The organism is Echinicola marina (genome assembly GCF_020463795.1).
GTDB lineage: Bacteria > Bacteroidota > Bacteroidia > Cytophagales > Cyclobacteriaceae > Echinicola > Echinicola marina.
The window spans coordinates 1,713,953-1,732,661 of sequence record NZ_CP080025.1 but is presented as its reverse complement, the minus strand read 5'-3'; the positions used below and the strand labels follow the sequence as shown (position 1 = coordinate 1,732,661).

Here is an 18,709-nt window from a genome sequence, read left to right as displayed (position 1 = left end):
CCTATTGAAAGGTTAAGGAAAATGCATATTACCTTTCTGAAGCCACTTCGAGCTTATATTTCCCAAACTTCTGCTCCATCGCCTTGAAGCGATAATCAAAAATCTGCTGCAGTTGTTTCTTGATAAAAACAGCATTCGCTATTACTCCTAGTGGTCCCATGGGTGGTTCATAGGTCACAATATCTGACATCAAAACGCCCCCATTTTCCAGGGGAGTCAGACGGTGCTGATGGTGCCACATGGCATAGGGACCAATTCTTTGCTCATCCACAAAAAAAACGTTCTCCTCCACATGGGTGATTTCTGTTACCCAAGTCATCTTGATACCCAAAAGCGGGCTGACCTTATAGGAAATGATCATTCCCGGATACATCTTCTCTGGCAGCTTATTAGAAGTAATATCAAAACCCATATGATCGGGAGTGATCACTTTTAGATTGGCTGGGGAAGAAATAAAGTCCCAGACTTCCTCCAAGCTGGCGGGTATTTTCTGTTCGGTAAATAACTGATAGTGTGCCATGAATATCTTTTGAATATTTTCCATTTGTCTAATCCTAAGGCCAAATCTACAGGAATTAAACCTTGCTGGTCTGGAATTGTTTGTAGTATCTTGCAACAACCTTCCAAAAATGGTATTTACCACATATTAAGCCTGTAATTTTCTATCAAGTCAAACCTACTTTTGACGACAGATAGACAAAAATGTGACCCCACGATTTCTTATTCTTTAACACTCCCCTCGACTACGCTCAGGGAGACCGTTGAATGGTACTTATCCTCATAGATCAGACTTAGTTTATTCGGGTATCGGTAGAGCATCCAGAAACATACCTAACTATTTAACCACCAAATACTGATATTCAAAACACTGGCAAAGCTGACCCAAAGCAAATAGGGAATCTGCAAATAGGCAGCCCAATGATTAATTTTAAGGAAACTAAGGATCATCCAAAGTATCATCCCCCATAAAACCAAAATTTCAATGGCCGCAAAACCTGGTAAATGGAAATAAAAGAATATAAAACTCCAGCAAAAGTTCAACACGAGCTGAACAAAAAATATCCTCAATGATTTGGTCCGTTGTGCAGTTTTTGGAGACTGCCAAATCCGATAAAGGCTCACCCCCATCAAGGCGTAAAGGGTAGTCCATACTGGGCCAAATACACTATTGGGTGGATTAAAACTCGGTTTGTCCAAAGCAGCATACCAGGTTTGTATATTGCCGATATTGGCGAAGCCAGAAATGCTCCCCAAGAGCACAATCCCAATCACACAAATGACTAACTTCAGCCAGTTGATTTTATTTTTTTGAAAATCCAGTATAGTATCCATAAAAGTAAATTTTGATCTGATTATCCCCTACGATGCAAGTAACCCGAGCTCCTTTAATAAAGTGGTCCGAAGCCTGTCTGACTTCCTGGTCGAAGACATTTCCCCATTCACCGGCAAAATCCACCTACTGATCTAACTCTGCTTTTATCTGAAAGTAATAAAGCTGCCATCGACATAATATCTTCTACTTTGTCTATCCTTCTACGCGCATGACTTCTGGCACTGGCCTCCCACTTCTCTTCAGACGAAAACAAAAAACTCCCCAGTGGTGCATCTGTCAAAGAAGCAGCAAAACAATTGCCCCGAATACCTGACTCCAATTCACCAGTTAATTCCTCCGTTTCCCAATCATCTTCGCGTACATCCAGATAAAAACCGTTTACACCATTGAATGCTATAGGCTGATGCTGCTGATAACTTGCCCAAACATGGTTCCCCTTTTTGAGAAATCGTTTTACCAGTACTTTACCTATTCCAGATGAGGCCCCAATGATTACATAATTTAGCATAATCCTTAAACCAGCACAAAGGCAAATTGTTTAGCATCAAGCAACATATGTATAACAAGCATTTTTTAGCAGGATAAAGGCCCATTTTCTGCTACATGACATATATAAGAAATACAGGACACATCCATCCTGCATTTCTAAAAAATTAACTATAACCTATAATACCTTCACTTACCAGCTTCTGGCCCCACCAGGAGGAGGACCAAACCTCCTGAATCCGCCTCCTCTTTCATCTTCATCAGACTTTTTGAACTTACCAATGATATAGGTAAAAGTCACTAAGCCATAACTGGTCAAAACATTGGAATAAACATCTGAAACGGTCACATCAGAAACTGACCTGTTTACACTTTGATTTTGACCCAAAATATCGAAAATAGTCAGTTTCAATTCTCCCTTATTATCCTTCAAAAATCTATATCCACCCTCAATATTCCATAACCAGATACTCTGGTCAAAGCCTTCTGACAATCCAGTATAAAGGGTATTAGCCATAGTTGTATTAAAGAATAGTTTTCCATCATTAGGAGAATAATAAAGCTGCAAATTGGAGTTTTGCTGATAATAGTTATTGTCCAGGTTACTTTGCAAACTGCTTTTGACAATATTGTAGGTCGTCGCAGTAGAAACCGTAAAATCGATGTCTTTTGAAATATTACTCGTCAAGGACAAACGCTGAGTCAGACCAATATTATTATTATAATTCACTTCATTATTGATCATTCCAGGAGTTCTATTATAGCTCACACTGGAATTTAGGTTCAAATTAGATTTCAATTTTTCTAAAGGAGTACCATAATTAAAAAACAGCCTTGCATTCCAGTTGCCACTCAAATTAACAGGTTGGGTGATCTGTCCTCCTTTTCTTAGAAGCACCTCCCCATTGATCAAGGTATCATTTTCTGCTACATAAGTGTGTGTCCCTATATAGTTGTTGGTAAATGAACCCGTTGCAAACAAAAACATGGTCTTGGACCTTTCCATGTCAAACTTTCCATAGTTCATAAAGAAATTATGGTTATAACTCTGTCCCAGATTGGGATTTCCTACACTCAGCTGCAATGGATTATTATTATTGATCACATTTTGTAATTGATTGACGCTGGGCTCATTGGTACTGGTTCTGTAGCGAAAACGGATATTTTTACCACTTTCCCTGTCCCGATACATGATGCTCGCGTTGGGCAAAACATTATTAAAACTTCTTTTAAAAGTCGCCTCCTCGGGAAAAAACGCATGATTGTTCAACTGAGCATTTTGGTAATCCACATTGAAGTTGACATTAAGGCCATTATCACTAAAGCGATACCCGACGCCTGCTTTTTGGGTGGTAAACTTATTGTCAAATTCATTGCTCAAGGCTGTATCCAAGACCATCAAATTCTGTTCCTGCATTAAAACAAAGGTTTTTTGATCAGCTGCACTTTTGTTATTGCCTATCTGATAATCAAAGGACATGATGGACTTTTCACTGAGTGGTTCAGTATAGGTAATATTTGCCCTATAATTGAAGCCATCAGAAAGGGCATTACTTTGCTGAATGACCGTATCCACTGAACTCCTAACAAAATCGCGATTGGCCATCAACAAGTCTGTAACTTGATCCCTTTTATTGAACCCTGTATAAATATTGGTACTTATGGTTCTTCCTTGCTTATCAAATTTATAGCGATAAGTAAGATTATTGGAAATATTATAACCATCGGCCAATCGTGAATTACCTGTCTGGGCAGCACTTAAAGAATCTAAGTCCTGATCTAGGTTTAAACCATACTCATCACTGAGCATTTTATTGTTTTGCCAACTCAAACTAGGACTGATGATAAGGGAATTACTTTCGTTTATATCATATTCAATTTTTGCATTGATACGGTGATTTTCATTTTTGGTATTACGTAAGAGATCTTCTTGATAATACTGCCTTTTATCCTCAGAGATAACGGTTTCCGTGTTCGTTTTTTGAATCAGACCATTGTTCGAATGATTAAAAAAGTAACTACCTGTAAAATTCATTTTATCACCCCATTTATCGCTGTAGTTAAGGCCTAGGGAATTGGTCTTGGCAATGCCGTTATTATTTCCGGTAAGGAAGTTACCATCTCCCCCTCCGCCACCTCTCCGCCGCGATCCTCCCCCTGCTCCACCAGACACACCCAGTAGGTCTTGGGAGGAAAAATTCTGTTGGTTAATATTATTGGATAGGCCGATAATGGATATTCTTTTGTCTCCATTAAAGAGATTAATGTTTCCTCCTGCTGAATATCTATCCTCATTGCCATATCCTCCATAGACTCTTCCAAAATACCCATTACGCATATTTCCTTTGGTAATGATATTAATGGTCTTGGCATAATTGCCATCATCCAAACCAGTGAGTCTGGACTGATCTGATTTTTGGTCTAAGATTTCTACTTGGTCTATCATATTGGAAGGGAGGTTTTTCAAGGCAATATTAGGGTCATTCCCAAAGAACTCCCTGCCATCCACTAAGACCTTTTGCACATCCTCCCCTTGGGCCTGTATTTTACCATTTTCTATGACTACCCCAGGAATCTTCTTGATCAGGTCCTCCGCATAACCATTTTCCTTGGTCTTAAAAGCATCCGCATTGAAAACAGCAGTATCACCTTTCATTTCACCCACAGGAACCTGCCCTTCTACCAATACCTCTCCTAGTTCATTACTATTCCCCATCAAACTGATCTCTCCCAGATCCACTGATCCACGCTGGTCGATCACTTGACTCGATTTGAGATAGCCTATGTATGAAATTTCCACGATCAAACGAGAAACCCTTGGACGAACAATAGTAAAATCACCTCGCTCATCGGTTACTCCCGCCCCCATAATACTGTCCGTCTCTGATTTTAAACGCACATTGGCACCTATCAAAGGCTCCTTGGTTTCTGCATCTAGCACATGCCCTGCAATACTGGAAGGTCCCATAGCAGAAGTGCCTTGTCCTCTGCCACCCCTATTCTGCTGTGCAACAACCTGCCAATTAAACGTAGAAAGTAAAATCCCAATAATTAAAAATGTAATCGCTTGTTTCATAAATCCTGAATTTGATGCCTATTAGACAGCATCAGACCACAGACGTTTAATTTACAAGCAGAAAATAATACCCAAAATCCTATTTTTATTGACAAGTGGTCAAAAATGGATATGAATTAGACGCTCCTTATTTCAAATAAAAAGGTGCCATCAGCAACTGAAGGCACCGCAAATATATTTTTGGCTAATAGCCAATCAACCAACCTGGCCAATGATTTCCTGATAATTGATCCCCATATGACTACTATCATAATAAGCCATGCCATCCTTTACCAGAATAACTTGAGGAGACTCATGTCCTACAGCAAACTCCACTGCGATTGCATTTGATATATCCCTATAGCTCAAAAGATCCAAAATATAAGGACTGACCTTTTCAAAGTCCTCATCTTGCCAGTTGCGCTGAAGACGGTTCCAGGCCATTCCACTAATGGAACAGCTAGTAGAATGTTTAAAGATCAAAACAGGTTGGGTTTTGCTTTCTTCTTTTAGCTGCTGAATCTGAGCCAAATTTTCGATTGATTTCCAAGCCATAATAGTCAAGTTTTATTTTCTATGCCCTAACACGCAAAAGGGATATTTTGGTTCGAAGATAATGGAAATCAACAAAATAAACGTAGAAAAGGACCCCAAGCTTTCAGCATTCAAGCTCGTACCGCTCATTTCACAGTTCCTTTGCCATGAACCATATTAAAGTAAATATCTTTGTATCATCTAATTAAGAAATTTATACCAAACTGGAATTTAAGAAATTTTAAGGCATGAAAATGGCAAAGACTTGGTCACAGACTCCCTAAAGTCCAAATGATTTATTAATCTTGTAAGCCTGAAAAGTCCATTATGAAAAGTAATATAGTAATGATCAGTTTACTACTGCTGATCGTTTCCTGTAAGGGGATAAACCCTGAAAAACCCGAATATCAAGGCGCTCCTGCTGTCCTTCCAGAAGCGATCTCTAAAGTGAATGTGCCTTTAGAAATTCCGCTTGATTATATAGAAAAAAACCTCAATAGGGAATTAAGCCAACTGCTCTATAGTGATAAGGGACTGGACATGGGAAATGGTCTGGTGGCCGACTTGGAAGTAAACAAAACTGGCAATATCGCACTCAGCGCCCGGGGACAAAACCAATTGCAAATAGAACTGCCCTTAAAGCTAAAAGGGAAAATCAATATTGAAAAGAAGCTTTTTGGACAGAGCATTTCCACCGCCATTCCCTTTGATGAAGCTCTGCAACCCAAGGTAAGTTTCATTCCGGAAATAGGTAGCAACTGGGATATTGGCATATCCAACATCAATATTGAGAGCTGGGGAAGGTCTCTAAAATACAATTTGCTAGGTTATGAATTTGATCTTGAACCCATACTAAAAGAACATGTGGAAAAGATGCTGGACGACCAACTCACCGGTGAAAACCTCAGCCGGATTAGCTTTAGAGACATGATTCAAGAAACATGGGAAGCCTATGGTCGACCAGTCAAAATCGAACATGAGGGATTTGATGCCTATGTATATACTGTCCCGCATAAAATTAAAGTAAAAGAGAAGTTTACTACGGACCAAAAACTTGCACTTACCATCGGCATAGAGGGCGAAGTATTTACCCAAATAGGATCTGAACCTGTCGTTGAGCTAAGTCCCTTGCCCAAGCTTTATTATAATGATGATGACAATAATTACTTGGACATCACCTTGCCCTTATCCATTCCCTATCAGGATATGGACAAGTACCTCAATGATATGTTAGCCGGTCAATCCTTTAAAATGGACGGCAGCACCCAACTGATTCCAAAAGCTTTTAAAACCCAGAACTTTGGCGATAAAGCCTTGGTAAAAGTGGATTTTTTGGTCAACAGAAACGGCAAAAAGAATATTTCTGGCAATATTTATTTGGTTGGAAAACCCTCCTATGATCCCTTAACAGAGTCTATTGTTTTTGAGGATATAGACTTCGATATCAACACCAAAAACATTCTAGCAAACAGTGCCAGCTGGATGAAACAGGGGCAGTTACTGGAAGAAATCCAAAAATATGCCAGCTATCCTATTGGTGACTATATCAAAGAAGCCAGAATGGAATTGCAACAGCAAGGTTATATAGACACCAAATTTGCCTCTTTTAGGGTCATCAGACCTGCCTTGGATGTAGAAGGAATCTATACAACGAAAGAAGACATCAGACTTTATCTTAAATCAACCGGCCAGATGGAAGTAAAGCTCAAAGATTAAACAGGGAATTCTCTTTCCTAATCTCGCTACTAGATACTAACATCTTAGTAGGCTCTTTAGTATCTCATCAAATCCCCATAAGTCTTGATCCCTCTTTTTTCAGCCTCCTTCAGGAGTTTGAGCAATAATTGTGCGGTCAAAAACGCATCCCCCGCCGCAGTGTGTCGATCATGAATGGGGATATTGTACCTTTCGCATAAAGCATCCAAACTATAGTTCTCCAGGTTGATACGGTTGGGATCATAGGGCACGCCATGTTCTATACGAATGGCCAGGTCTCCTGTATCTACAATGGGATTCAAGATCTTTCTAAGGCCATAAGGCTTCACCAGTTTTTCCAACATAGCTAGGTCAAAACCCGCATGATGGGCCACCATAATATGTTTTCCCAAATAAGGCAATAACTCTTTCACAAAATCATCAATGGGCATGGCATCATTGGATTGGATGATTTCGTGGATTTTAATACTTGATACATTTTGTTTGGTAGAAAACAACAAACTTTCCATGCTTGTATCCACCTTGATTCGCCCCTTAATGATTTTGACACCGCCAAAAGCAAGTACATGGTCTTTTTTTACATCCAAACCTGTCGTCTCTGTATCTAAGACCACAAAGGATAGTTCTTTGAGAGCTGTATTCTTGGCATGATCCACCTCAAATAATGATTCATAATGCTCTACTTCCGGAATTTTATTTGCTTTCTTACGAAAAATATCCAACCAGCTCATTTACCTATCAATAAAATCAGTTTGAAATCTCAAAGCCAACATCTCTTGAATTTGACGGATTGGAGAAAAGGCATTCTTCAACATTCGTCGCTGCAATTTACCCAAGGAATTCGGGCTGATATATCTGCCTGAGGAATCTGAACCAATCCCCTCCAATGCCCTAAGACGCAAGAATATCTCATAAGCTTTTCCTGCTTCCCTGAAAAGCTCTGCATTTTGAGGTTCCAGTTCGGCCAATACTTCAAATCTTTTGAAGGTATTATTGACACCCATATGTCGGTGGCTCAAAATCAATAACCTAGCTGCATCCGCCAGAGGCAACATGGCCCGCAGTTTAATATCAAACTGGTCTTTATGTTCACCGGATTTCTCCACAATAAAATTCCTAAAAAAACCCAAAGGTGGCGGGTTCAAAAGCGCATTATTGGCCAAAAAACTCATAAACACTTCCCTTTTATCAATTGCCTTAAAGATATGTCGGGTCATGGCCTCCGCAAGCTCCTTGTTTCCAAAAACAGGCCTAAAATCAAAGAAAATGGTCGCTTTAATCAAGGACTCTTCATCGGGTAGATTGACCCACTCATTGAAATAAGATTCCCAGATAGAAAGCGAATTACACCAAGCTGAATTATTTGCCATGACTTTACTGGGGCAAGGGTGAAAACCACATGCCAGCAGTACTTTGATAACCTCATCAGAAAGTTGTTGAAAATAAGCCTTGGTATTCTCCCGCTCTGCTTCTTCCACATCTTCATATACTAAAGCATTGTCCAGGTCTGTCCTGAGCAACTGCTCCTGTCTGCCTTCACTCCCCAAGGATAGAAAACAAAATGGTACCTTGGCGGCTTTAGGATAACTTGGGTCCAGTTTTTTCTTGGCCAATAATATCGCCCTTCTGATAATCACATCATTGACCTCAGAGATAATATTGGCAATAAAATCTATAGCCACTTCATTTTCCAAATAATAGGCCAACAGATTCTCTGCACGGTCCCTGATCACTTTCATCTCCTCCACATCCCAGGTATTCATCAAAGCATGAATGAGGACTGCAGGGCTATTTCCCTGGGACAAAAAGACATCATGGTCGGAAAGAATACCTGTGATCTTACTTTGATCTGTCCCATCTTCAGTCAACACCAAATGGTGCAGATGATGCTTGATCATCATCAAATACAGGCTAGGAAAATTACTTTTATGGTGCATGGTCATCACCGGAGAGGTCATGATTTCCTCCACTTTGGCATCCACTGATAGTCCAGTGGCCACCACTCTATTTCTTAAATCCTTATCCGTAATAATCCCAACAGGATGCTCCTGAACATCCAACACCACTATGGAGCCTACATCCTTTTCATGCATCATCCTTGCCGCTTCACTTATCTTGGCTCCCTGCTGACAACTCACCACATCCGTAGGAAAATTAACCTTGCCATTTTCCAGAAACAAAGAGAGACCATGGTCAGAATTCGCATCCCTAAATAATTTTCTTGCCTTTTGCGATTGGGAAAGATCGGTCCTTACCACTACCTGACCGGCAGCAAACCCTGCTGCAAAATACAAACTGACTTCGCTGTTTTCTTTGAGGATCTTATTAAAAATATCCACTGGTACAGCATATAAAAGACTATCTTCTGCCGCATAGGCATTCAAGACATAGGGCCTGTTACCCAAAAGTGCCATTACTCCAAAAACATCGCCTTCATCACAATAATCCTTGACCACCATCTTTCCAGAATCTTCTTCCGTAAGGTAAACTGATCCTTCCTTCAACACAAAAAAATGGGGATTGGCCGGGTTTCCCTTCCTAAAGATGTACTCTTCCCTACTGAAATACATCAGCTCTACTTCCTTGGCTACGCTTTCCAAAAGCTCATCCGAAAGAAAACTGAAAGGAGGATATCGAAATAAAAACTCCTTTACCCTATTGACAATTACATTTGACATGGTTATTGGTTTTGGGCTATAGGCACTCTCAAAGGTACAGTACCTGCATATGGCTCCTATTAGCAGGCTAATCTACTTAAAAACCGCTGAAAGGTAAAAGTATGAAGAAAGAAAGGTTATTGAACCCGGAATATGCAAAACTGCAAGAAAATCATCCCCTATCAACCAGGAAGCAAATAGACTGATTTAAACGGAGTTTCAACTCATAATAAACAGGCTAATACATAATGCGGGTTGAACCCGGATTATGCATTAGCAATCGTAGTGAGGGCTGAAAATGCAAGAAAATCAGGCTGTTTGGAGACTGAGGCATAGCACCGCTATGGTGAAGTCGAAAACAGCAGCAAAGCGACTGATTTTAAAGCATTTTCAGTCCGTAATAGATAAGCTAATGCATATTTCGGGTTGAATGAAGAACACAATTTACAGCAAGCTCTATTCATGAAAAAAGCCGTTTCTTAAATCAAGAAACGGCTTTTGTTCTATACCAATCTTTAATTACTCTATCCTGCCTTTGATGATTTCATCCACAACCCCTGGATCCAGTAGAGTGGAAGTATCCCCCATATTGTCCATAGAACCTTCTGCAACCTTTCTTAAGATCCTTCGCATGATTTTTCCCGAACGGGTTTTTGGCAAGCCTGGTACAATCTGGATTTTATCCGGCTTGGCGATAGGACCAATGATTTTACTGATCGTATCCTTTATTTCACCTTTGAGGTTTTCCTCCGTCCTGTTCTTCATATCACAGATCACATAGGCATAGATTCCTTGTCCTTTGACCTCATGTGGATAGCCTACCACAGCAGATTCGATCACTTTAGGGTGCTCATTAATGGCATTTTCTACCTCGGCAGTACCCATTCTATGGCCAGACACATTGATGACATCATCTACCCTACCCAGTATTCTGTAATATCCATCATGGTCCCTTTTGACGCCATCGCCAGTAAAGTACATTCCCTTATAAGTGGAGAAATAAGTCTGCTTACAACGCTCATGATCCCCATAAGTAGTTCGGATCATTCCTGGCCAAGGGAATTTTACGCAGAGATTTCCCTCTACAGAATTTCCTTTCAGCTCTTTTCCTTCGGGATCAACGATGGCCAGCTGAACACCTGGGAGTGGCAAAGTAGCATAAGCCGGTTTGGTCGGAGTGACCCCTGCCAAAGGAGACACCATAATGCCACCCGTTTCGGTTTGCCACCAAGTATCCACAATAGGACATTTATTCTTTCCAATATGAGTATGGTACCAGTGCCAAGCTTCCTCGTTGATAGGCTCTCCCACAGAACCAAGCACCTTAAGAGAATCCAACTTGTATGGCTCGATAGGCTTGGTTCCATGTGCTTCCAATGCCCGGATGGCCGTAGGTGCTGTATAGAACTGGTTTACCTGATATTTATCTACTACTGCCCAGAATCTTCCAGCATCGGGATAGGTAGGTACCCCCTCAAACATAATGGATGTGGCACCAGCCAATAATGGTCCGTAAACGATATAGGAATGGCCAGTAATCCACCCTATATCTGCTGTACACCAATAAACATCACCCGGCGAATATTGGAACACATTTTCAAATGAATATTTAGAGTAAACCATATAACCACCAGTCGTATGTACCACGCCTTTTGGTTTTCCTGTAGATCCTGAGGTATATAAGATAAACAGCATGTCCTCACTGTCCATTACCTCTGCTTCATTGGTATCAGGCTGGCCCTTGATGACATCATGCCACCAATAGTCTCGGCCTTCCTTCATATTCACCTCCTGCTTGGTCCTCTGATAAACAATGACGGATTCCACAGTATTGGTTCTCTCCAAAGCCTCATCCACTACAGCCTTTACATCTATCTTCTTGCTACCTCTGAAATTCCCATCAGAAGTCAATACCGCCTTCGCTTCACAGTCATTGATTCTATCTGCCAAGGCATTACTGGAAAAACCAGCAAAAACAACTGAATGGACAGCTCCAATCCTGGCACAGGCCAACATGGCAATCGCCGCTTCCGGCACCATTGGCATATAGATAATCACTTTATCACCTTTCTTTATCCCTTTAGCTTTTAAAGCATTGGAAAACTGACATACTGCATGATAAAGCTGACGATATGTTAAAGTCCTGCCTTCCTCATTGGGGTCATTGGGTTCCCAAATGATCGCTGGCCGATCCCCCATAATGAACAGGTGTCTTTCTAGTATATTTTCGGTGATATTGAGTTTACCATTGACAAACCACTTCACGTCTGGTCCTTCAAAATTCCAGTCTAAAACCTTATCCCATCGCTTTTTCCAATGAAAGGAATCTGCGATCCTCGCCCAAAACTGTTCTGGTTCAGTAACACTTTTTTGATATTCATGAAAATAACCACTTAGGGTGTGGATTCTATCACTCATATATAAATCTAATTTTAGGTTGTATTATTAATTTGTTCTATCCTTTTTTGGATCCTCAAGCTATTTCTAATATTTCGAAAAACAAACAATACATTAAAGAAATATTTCGAAAAAGACCACTTTCTACCATATTAAATCTCCACGCACACAACCATTCCAATCTTTTGTTAAAATATAACGAGTCGAATCCTAAATAGATATCCTGTTAGGATTATTTAACAAAAAGCTAATGGGAATGTGCCTCTCCAGCACCTCTAGGAATACGGATATCCTCCACCATCTCTTGAACAGCAACGGGTGGAGCTGGAGTCATCATGGACACCACAAAACTCACCACGAAATTCAATAGCATCCCAACAGAACCGATCCCTTCAGGGGAAATGCCAAACAGCCAATTTTCAGCAGTCAGTTGCTCTGCCGAAATTCCGAAAAGTTCCGTACCAAACTTAAAATATATGATATAGGACAGGGTAAAAACCAAACCGGTCAACATACCCGCTATGGCCCCTTCCTTGTTCATCCTTTTGGAGAAAATCCCCATAATGATCACCGGGAAAAAAGAAGCCGCTGCTAAACCAAAGGCAAAAGCTACCACCTGGGCAACAAAACCAGGAGGATTCACACCAAAATAGCCAGCCACAACCACTGCTACCGCTGCAGCACCTCTAGCGATCATCAATTCTTTCTTGTCAGAAATTCCAGGATTGAAGTTTTTCACCAAATCCCGTGAAACAGAGGTAGAAATCACCAAAAGCAGACCTGCTGCTGTAGAAAGCGCTGCTGCCATTCCTCCAGCTGCCACCAAGCCTACCACCCAGTTGGGCAATTCTGCTATCTCCGGATTGGCCAAAACCATGATATCCTTGTCTATGGTCAGTTCATTTTTCTCCGCCTCAGCAAGGTATTGCACTGTACCATCTCCATTCTTGTCATCAATCTGTATCAATTCCGTCTGCTGCCAATTCTGCACCCACTCAGGCAACTCATCCACTGGCTTTTCAGCTACAGAATCTATGGCATTATAAATCCCAAAAGCCGCTACCGCTGGAGCAGTGGTATACAGGATTGCGATAAAGACCAAAGCATAGCCGGCTGAAAGTCTCGCGTCCTTGACCCTAGGAACGGTAAAAAAGCGGACAATCACATGCGGCAAACCTGCTGTACCTACCATCAAGGCCAAGGTAATGGCAAACATATCTATCATTGGCTTTTGCCCGGTGGTATAAGCATTAAAGCCCAATTCAGTCAATACACCATCCAATTTATCCAAAAGGAAAGTTCCATCTGCCACCGTTCCTCCCAATCCAAGCTGGGGAATTGGATTACTGGTCAGCTGCATGGAAACAAAAATAGCCGGCACCATAAATGCAAAAATCAGCACACAATACTGAGCCACCTGTGTATAGGTAATTCCTTTCATTCCTCCCAAAACAGCATAGAAAAATACGATGCACATCCCGATAATCACACCAGTATTGATATCAACTTCCAGGTACCTCGAGAATACAATCCCTACACCGCGCATTTGTCCGGCCACATAAGTAAAAGAAATGAAAATGGCACAAATCACGGCCACAACTCTTGCTTTATTGGAATAATAACGGTCTCCCACAAAATCAGGCACCGTAAATTTTCCAAACTTACGCAGATAGGGCGCCAATAATAGGGCCAGCAACACATAACCTCCTGTCCAGCCCATCAAATAAACAGAACCATCATAACCTGCAAAGGAAATCACTCCTGCCATTGAAATGAATGAAGCGGCAGACATCCAGTCAGCCCCTGTTGCCATCCCATTGGCCAGCGGGGACACCCCGCCTCCTGCTACGTAAAATTCCTTGGTAGAACCCGCCCGGGTCCAAATCGCTATACCTATATAAAGGGCAAAAGAAAGCCCCACTAAAATGTAAGTCCAAACTAAAATATCCATGATTTAATGATTTCGCTGTGGTATAAAAATTTATTCGTGTACATCAAACTCCCTATCCAGCCTGTTCAAAAGCCAGACATAAACAAAAATTAATATTACAAAAACATAAATGGAGCCTTGCTGGGCAAACCAAAATCCCAGCTTAAAACCTCCTATATGCCATTGATCAAAAAAATCCACTAACAAAATGCCGCAACCAAAGGATACGCAAAACCAAACGGCCAGAAGAGACAAAAGAATTTTAACATTCTTCCTCCAATAAGCCTTCATTCTTTCTTGATGAGTCATGTTATAAAAAGGGTATTTGGGGTTAAATTAAAAGACTTTAAGTAGTGCGCGTTGAAAACGAATAATCCTTTGGATGATCACCAACTCAACACTTCCTACCTTATATCAAACCTTTAAATAACAACAAATACACTGATAATCCAGACTATTTCCAAACATTTTTCTCCAAACCTGATCAAATGGCAGCAAACATCTAAATTTGATCACATTTCTCAGCTAGAATCACCAATCAACCCTGAACAATTACTATATCAAATATTCAGTAGCTATCGCCAATAAAGCCGCCAGTAGGCTGAGCAATAACCTGTTCAAATGAAATTTATGATGTGGACTACTTTCAAAAAATATAGTCGTGGAAATATGAAGAAAACCACCTGCAACCAATCCAAATAGGATATCTATCGTTTCAGTTCCCAAAATCTCCTGTGCAAAAAGAAACTGACTTGAAAGCATACCCAATGGAGAAGCCAAAGCAAAGACCATTAGCAATATTAAAACCAAATTCCTCTTCAAATTATTCATCAACACTGCAACCAAGGCAAAAGCCGCCGGGGCCTTATGCATGATAATCCCCAACAGTAAAGTTTCTGTACCATGATGATGACCTGAAAGAGAGGGCTGTTGACTCAATAAGGTCCCCTCTAAAAAAGCATGCAAGGACAGTCCTATCATCACCATCCATACCGTATTCTTTCCGGTACCATGGTGATGGATATGGCCATGCTCTATACCAGAGGAAAGAAACTCCAACACCTGTTGCAACAAAAAACCGATCAGTACATACAAGCCCATATAATAAGCCGAATCCCTATTGGCAAACAACTCAGGTAAAATATGTAAAACGGTGATGGAAAAAAGATAAGAACCCGCAAAAACCAATACCAGCTTAAAGCTCTTTTCCTTCCACTTTGGCACAGCATATGCCAACAAGCCCGCAATCAGGGCAGATAAAAAAAGTATTAGAAATTTTCCGACCATAGGTTTTCAGTATGCTTATCCGACTTCTTTACAATTAGAATTTGGAATAAAATCCCCAACAATTTTAAAATAACAATCAATAAGATTGCCTATCCTCCCCCCTTATTGCTCTTGCCCTTTGATATAGGAAACAAAAGGTTTCAGCTTTTCACTGACAAAGGTTTTCATTTCTCCTCCTTCATCATAAATAAGGAACACTTCGATATCCGTCATCTTTTCCTGCAAAGCAATTGCCTCTTCTGTGCCCATCACCATCATGGCCGTAGCAAAAGCATCTGCAGTCATACAGTCCTTGGCCAACACTGTAGCTGACAGCAACTGATGATTTACTGGGTAACCTGTTTTGGGATTGATGGTATGAGAGTACCTAACGCTATCTTTCACATAATAATTCCTATAATTTCCAGAAGTGGCCATTCCACGATTATCCAATGCTATGATGCTATAAATATCATTATTACTAACATCGTCACTGGGCTGGTTCACACCTACTTTCCATAATTCCCCGTTTTCATTGCTACCCTTAGCCACCAACTCTCCGCCAATCTCTACCAACATGTCCTTGACTCCCTTACTTTTCAAAAAAGTAGCCACCACATCTACTCCGTAGCCCTTGGCAATAGCACTGAAATCCAGGTAAACTTCGGGCTGCGATTTCCAAACCTTCTCCTCATCAAACTGGATTTTGCTATAACCGACTTTTCTGAGTAATGCCCCAATATCCACACTATCCTTCGGGCTTGCCCCCTCTGGACCAAATCCCCAAACATTTACCAGCGGACCAACTGTTGGGTCAAAGGCACCAGCGGTTTGCTCATTAATCTCCCTACCTCTTTCCAAAATGGCCGGAAAGAATTTCGACTCAAAAAACAGCGTATCCCCTTGATTGAAACGGCTCAGCTCAGATGATGGAATATAGGTAGACAAAGATTCATTGAAAACTTCCAAAAGAGAATCCACCGAAGCTGTAAAATCCCTGTTTTCCAAATCCAAATAAACAATCCTATAGGATGTTCCCATCGTTTGGCCGCTAATGACCATCTTCCCCTCTTTCTCTGGCTCTGGAGTTTTAGGGGCATTTTGATTTTGTCTGTAAAGGAATACTAAAAAAACCACCAACAAGAGAATGATGGAGTAAATAATATTTTTTCTGGCGTTCTTTTGCATGTAAATCAGGAAATTTTCCCGAAAGTTAATTTTTATTTTTTTAATTGTCCCCAAAAGTCTGTCACAAGTCCATGGCTACTGACTTTTTCCTACTTTGATTTTTCTATATTTGTACCCAAGGAAAAAGGAGAATATGAGAGAAGACTATCTAAGCGGCGAAAATGAAAATATGAGCCATACCGACAGGGAAATTGAAAAAGCCCTGCGTCCACTCAGCTTTGATGACTTTACCGGTCAACAAAAAATTGTGGACAATATCCAGGTATTTGTGCTTGCTGCCCGAAAAAGGGGAGAGCCACTGGATCACGTTCTTCTGCACGGCCCTCCGGGTCTAGGGAAGACCACTTTGAGCCATATTATCTCCAACGAACTGGAAAGTAACTTAAAGATCACTTCTGGACCTGTATTGGACAAGCCTTCTGATCTTGCCGGACTGCTTACCAATTTGGATGAAGGGGATGTGCTTTTCATCGATGAGATTCACCGGCTCAATCCTGTGGTAGAGGAATACCTCTACTCGGCCATGGAGGATTTCCGCATTGACATCATGCTGGACTCCGGGCCCAATGCCCGCTCAGTCCAGATTTCCTTGAATCCTTTTACCCTCATTGGGGCTACCACCCGTTCTGGGCTTTTGACCTCTCCCTTAAGGGCCAGATTTGGCATTAATGCCCGTTTGGAATATTATGATGCCAAATTGCTTACGACCATCGTAACCAGATCTGCCAATATCCTGGGGGCTCCTATCGACGAGATCGCTGCCTATGAAATTGCCAGAAGGAGTCGTGGCACCCCAAGAATTGCCAATACGCTTTTGCGTAGAACACGCGATTTTGCGGACATCAAGGGAAATGGAACCATTACCATAGACATCGCAAAGATGGGCTTGGACGCTTTGGATGTGGATGAAAATGGACTGGATGAAATGGATAACCGCATCCTCATGACCATCATTGATAAATTTAAAGGTGGACCTGTGGGTCTCTCCACCATTGCCACTGCCTGCAGTGAGGAAAGTGAGACCATTGAAGAAGTCTATGAACCATTTTTGATTCAAGAAGGCTATCTTAAAAGAACCTCAAGGGGTAGGGTTGCCACTGAACTGGCCTATAAACATCTTAATATCCGTCCCAATTTTGGTGTACAGAACGGACCTTTATTTGGCGACCAATAACCAGCAAGTCATTCTCCTAAAGAGATGCTTTCCATGAATCAATTAGAGAAAAATGCCGCCATCATCAAACACTTGGCCAAAGATCTTGGCTTTGAGTATTGTGGTATCGCCAAAGCGGAATTTCTCGAGGAAGAAGCCCCAAAGCTAGAAGCTTGGCTAAACCGCAATTACCATGGGGAAATGGGCTATATGGCCAATCATTTTGACAAAAGGCTTGATCCTCGTCAACTGGTAGAAGGGGCCCAAACGGTCGTCAGTTTGATATACAATTATTATCCTGAAGAAAAGCTTCCAGAAGAAAGTGAGCATTATAAAATCGCCAAATATGCCTATGGCAAGGATTACCATTTTGTAATCAAAGACAAACTAAAAACCTTTCTGGAAAGGCTAAAAGAGAGCATAGGGAACATTGAAGGAAGGGCCTTTGTGGATTCTGCCCCAGTGATGGAACGCCAGTGGGCCCAAAAATCCGGCCTAGGCTGGCAGGGCAAAAACAGCTTGCTCCTCAACAGAAAAATGGGGAGTTTTTTCTTCTTGGCCGAGCTTATTATTGACCTTGAAGCAAGCCCAGACGCCCCCATCACCAAAGACTTCTGCGGCAGCTGCACACGATGTATAGATGCCTGCCCGACAGATGCAATCGTTCAAGCCGGTGTAGTGGATGGATCCAAATGTATTTCCTATTTTACCATAGAGCTAAAAGATGAGCTTCCTAGCTCCATGAAGGGAAAATTTGAAAATTGGATGTTTGGCTGTGACATATGCCAGGATGTATGCCCTTGGAACCGCTTCTCAAAACCCCATCAGGAAAAGGAATTTCTGCCCCATCCAGAACTTCAGGAAATGACCAATAAAGATTGGGAAGAAATCACCCAAGAAACATTCAGCAAAGTATTTCAAAAATCAGCCGTTAAACGAACTAAGCTAAAAGGTCTCCAAAGGAATATCCAATTTTTAAAGAAAGAATAAACAA

General features: G+C 41.2%; 15 protein-coding genes. 3 read left to right on the top strand and 12 right to left on the bottom strand.

The features are described from left to right. Positions 1-28: 28 nt before the first annotated feature. From KZP23_RS07320 to ytxJ, 5 genes are all read right to left on the bottom strand, one after another. Positions 29-544 carry an SRPBCC family protein gene (locus KZP23_RS07320; RefSeq protein WP_226335440.1) on the bottom strand — a complete coding sequence of 172 codons (516 nt, stop codon included), beginning with the start codon at positions 542-544 and terminating at the stop codon, positions 29-31. Positions 545-831: 287 nt separating this feature from the next. After that, entirely contained in the window at positions 832-1,332 is a 501-nt protein-coding gene (locus tag KZP23_RS07315; RefSeq protein ID WP_226335439.1) for a TspO/MBR family protein, read from the bottom strand. A 107-nt stretch (positions 1,333-1,439) separates the two neighbouring features. Further along, positions 1,440-1,841, bottom strand: coding sequence for an SDR family NAD(P)-dependent oxidoreductase (locus KZP23_RS07310; protein ID WP_226335438.1), 402 nt, complete (start codon positions 1,839-1,841; stop codon positions 1,440-1,442). A 171-nt stretch (positions 1,842-2,012) separates the two neighbouring features. Continuing rightward, positions 2,013-4,895, bottom strand: a complete 2,883-nt coding sequence (locus KZP23_RS07305) for an outer membrane beta-barrel protein (protein WP_226335437.1) — start codon at positions 4,893-4,895, stop codon at positions 2,013-2,015. Between the two features lie 195 nt (positions 4,896-5,090). Then, entirely contained in the window at positions 5,091-5,429 is a 339-nt protein-coding gene (ytxJ, locus tag KZP23_RS07300; RefSeq protein WP_226335436.1) for a bacillithiol system redox-active protein YtxJ, read from the bottom strand. Between the two features lie 306 nt (positions 5,430-5,735). Between ytxJ and KZP23_RS07295 the strand changes: the two genes are divergently transcribed. Beyond that, positions 5,736-7,124, top strand: a complete 1,389-nt coding sequence (locus KZP23_RS07295; protein WP_226335435.1) for a DUF4403 family protein — start codon at positions 5,736-5,738, stop codon at positions 7,122-7,124. 56 nt (positions 7,125-7,180) lie between these two features. On the opposite strand, the gene KZP23_RS07290 is transcribed toward KZP23_RS07295, so the two are convergent. The 7 genes from KZP23_RS07290 to KZP23_RS07260 form a co-directional block, all read right to left on the bottom strand. Beyond that, positions 7,181-7,855, bottom strand: coding sequence for a 3'-5' exonuclease (locus KZP23_RS07290; RefSeq protein WP_226335434.1), 675 nt, complete (start codon positions 7,853-7,855; stop codon positions 7,181-7,183). Then, the gene (locus tag KZP23_RS07285; protein ID WP_226335433.1) at positions 7,856-9,802 is read right to left on the bottom strand and encodes a DUF294 nucleotidyltransferase-like domain-containing protein; all 1,947 of its coding nucleotides are present in this window, start codon (positions 9,800-9,802) and stop codon (positions 7,856-7,858) included. Between the two features lie 498 nt (positions 9,803-10,300). Then, complete coding sequence (gene acs, locus KZP23_RS07280; RefSeq protein WP_226335432.1) at positions 10,301-12,199, bottom strand: acetate--CoA ligase; 1,899 nt, start codon at positions 12,197-12,199, stop codon at positions 10,301-10,303. Positions 12,200-12,425: 226 nt separating this feature from the next. Further along, positions 12,426-14,129: a sodium:solute symporter family protein gene (locus KZP23_RS07275; RefSeq protein ID WP_226335431.1), complete on the bottom strand. Its 1,704-nt coding sequence runs from the start codon at positions 14,127-14,129 to the stop codon at positions 12,426-12,428. Positions 14,130-14,159: 30 nt separating this feature from the next. Beyond that, entirely contained in the window at positions 14,160-14,417 is a 258-nt protein-coding gene (locus KZP23_RS07270) for a DUF4212 domain-containing protein (protein WP_226335430.1), read from the bottom strand. Between the two features lie 246 nt (positions 14,418-14,663). Beyond that, a complete protein-coding gene (locus KZP23_RS07265) occupies positions 14,664-15,395 on the bottom strand; it encodes a ZIP family metal transporter (RefSeq protein WP_226335429.1) in 732 nt (243 codons plus the stop codon). Positions 15,396-15,497: 102 nt separating this feature from the next. Then, a complete protein-coding gene (locus KZP23_RS07260) occupies positions 15,498-16,562 on the bottom strand; it encodes an FAD:protein FMN transferase (protein ID WP_226335428.1) in 1,065 nt (354 codons plus the stop codon). Between the two features lie 133 nt (positions 16,563-16,695). Here KZP23_RS07260 and ruvB point away from each other — a divergent pair, with 133 nt between their 5' ends. Continuing rightward, the gene (gene ruvB / locus KZP23_RS07255; protein WP_226335427.1) at positions 16,696-17,736 is read left to right on the top strand and encodes a Holliday junction branch migration DNA helicase RuvB; all 1,041 of its coding nucleotides are present in this window, start codon (positions 16,696-16,698) and stop codon (positions 17,734-17,736) included. A 33-nt stretch (positions 17,737-17,769) separates the two neighbouring features. Beyond that, positions 17,770-18,705, top strand: coding sequence for a tRNA epoxyqueuosine(34) reductase QueG (gene queG, locus KZP23_RS07250; RefSeq protein WP_226335426.1), 936 nt, complete (start codon positions 17,770-17,772; stop codon positions 18,703-18,705). Positions 18,706-18,709: the final 4 nt, after the last annotated feature.

Excerpts from the sequence above, each read along its gene's own strand:
- KZP23_RS07320 (WP_226335440.1), bottom strand. The coding sequence starts at position 544 with ATGGAAAATATTCAAAAGATATTCATGGCACACTATCAGTTATTTACC.
- KZP23_RS07315 (WP_226335439.1), bottom strand. The coding sequence starts at position 1,332 with ATGGATACTATACTGGATTTTCAAAAAAATAAAATCAACTGGCTGAAG.
- KZP23_RS07310 (WP_226335438.1), bottom strand. The coding sequence starts at position 1,841 with ATGCTAAATTATGTAATCATTGGGGCCTCATCTGGAATAGGTAAAGTA.
- KZP23_RS07305 (WP_226335437.1), bottom strand. The coding sequence starts at position 4,895 with ATGAAACAAGCGATTACATTTTTAATTATTGGGATTTTACTTTCTACG.
- ytxJ (WP_226335436.1), bottom strand. The coding sequence starts at position 5,429 with ATGGCTTGGAAATCAATCGAAAATTTGGCTCAGATTCAGCAGCTAAAA.
- KZP23_RS07295 (WP_226335435.1), top strand. The coding sequence starts at position 5,736 with ATGAAAAGTAATATAGTAATGATCAGTTTACTACTGCTGATCGTTTCC.
- KZP23_RS07290 (WP_226335434.1), bottom strand. The coding sequence starts at position 7,855 with ATGAGCTGGTTGGATATTTTTCGTAAGAAAGCAAATAAAATTCCGGAA.
- KZP23_RS07285 (WP_226335433.1), bottom strand. The coding sequence starts at position 9,802 with ATGTCAAATGTAATTGTCAATAGGGTAAAGGAGTTTTTATTTCGATAT.
- acs (WP_226335432.1), bottom strand. The coding sequence starts at position 12,199 with ATGAGTGATAGAATCCACACCCTAAGTGGTTATTTTCATGAATATCAA.
- KZP23_RS07275 (WP_226335431.1), bottom strand. The coding sequence starts at position 14,129 with ATGGATATTTTAGTTTGGACTTACATTTTAGTGGGGCTTTCTTTTGCC.
- KZP23_RS07270 (WP_226335430.1), bottom strand. The coding sequence starts at position 14,417 with ATGACTCATCAAGAAAGAATGAAGGCTTATTGGAGGAAGAATGTTAAA.
- KZP23_RS07265 (WP_226335429.1), bottom strand. The coding sequence starts at position 15,395 with ATGGTCGGAAAATTTCTAATACTTTTTTTATCTGCCCTGATTGCGGGC.
- KZP23_RS07260 (WP_226335428.1), bottom strand. The coding sequence starts at position 16,562 with ATGCAAAAGAACGCCAGAAAAAATATTATTTACTCCATCATTCTCTTG.
- ruvB (WP_226335427.1), top strand. The coding sequence starts at position 16,696 with ATGAGAGAAGACTATCTAAGCGGCGAAAATGAAAATATGAGCCATACC.
- queG (WP_226335426.1), top strand. The coding sequence starts at position 17,770 with ATGAATCAATTAGAGAAAAATGCCGCCATCATCAAACACTTGGCCAAA.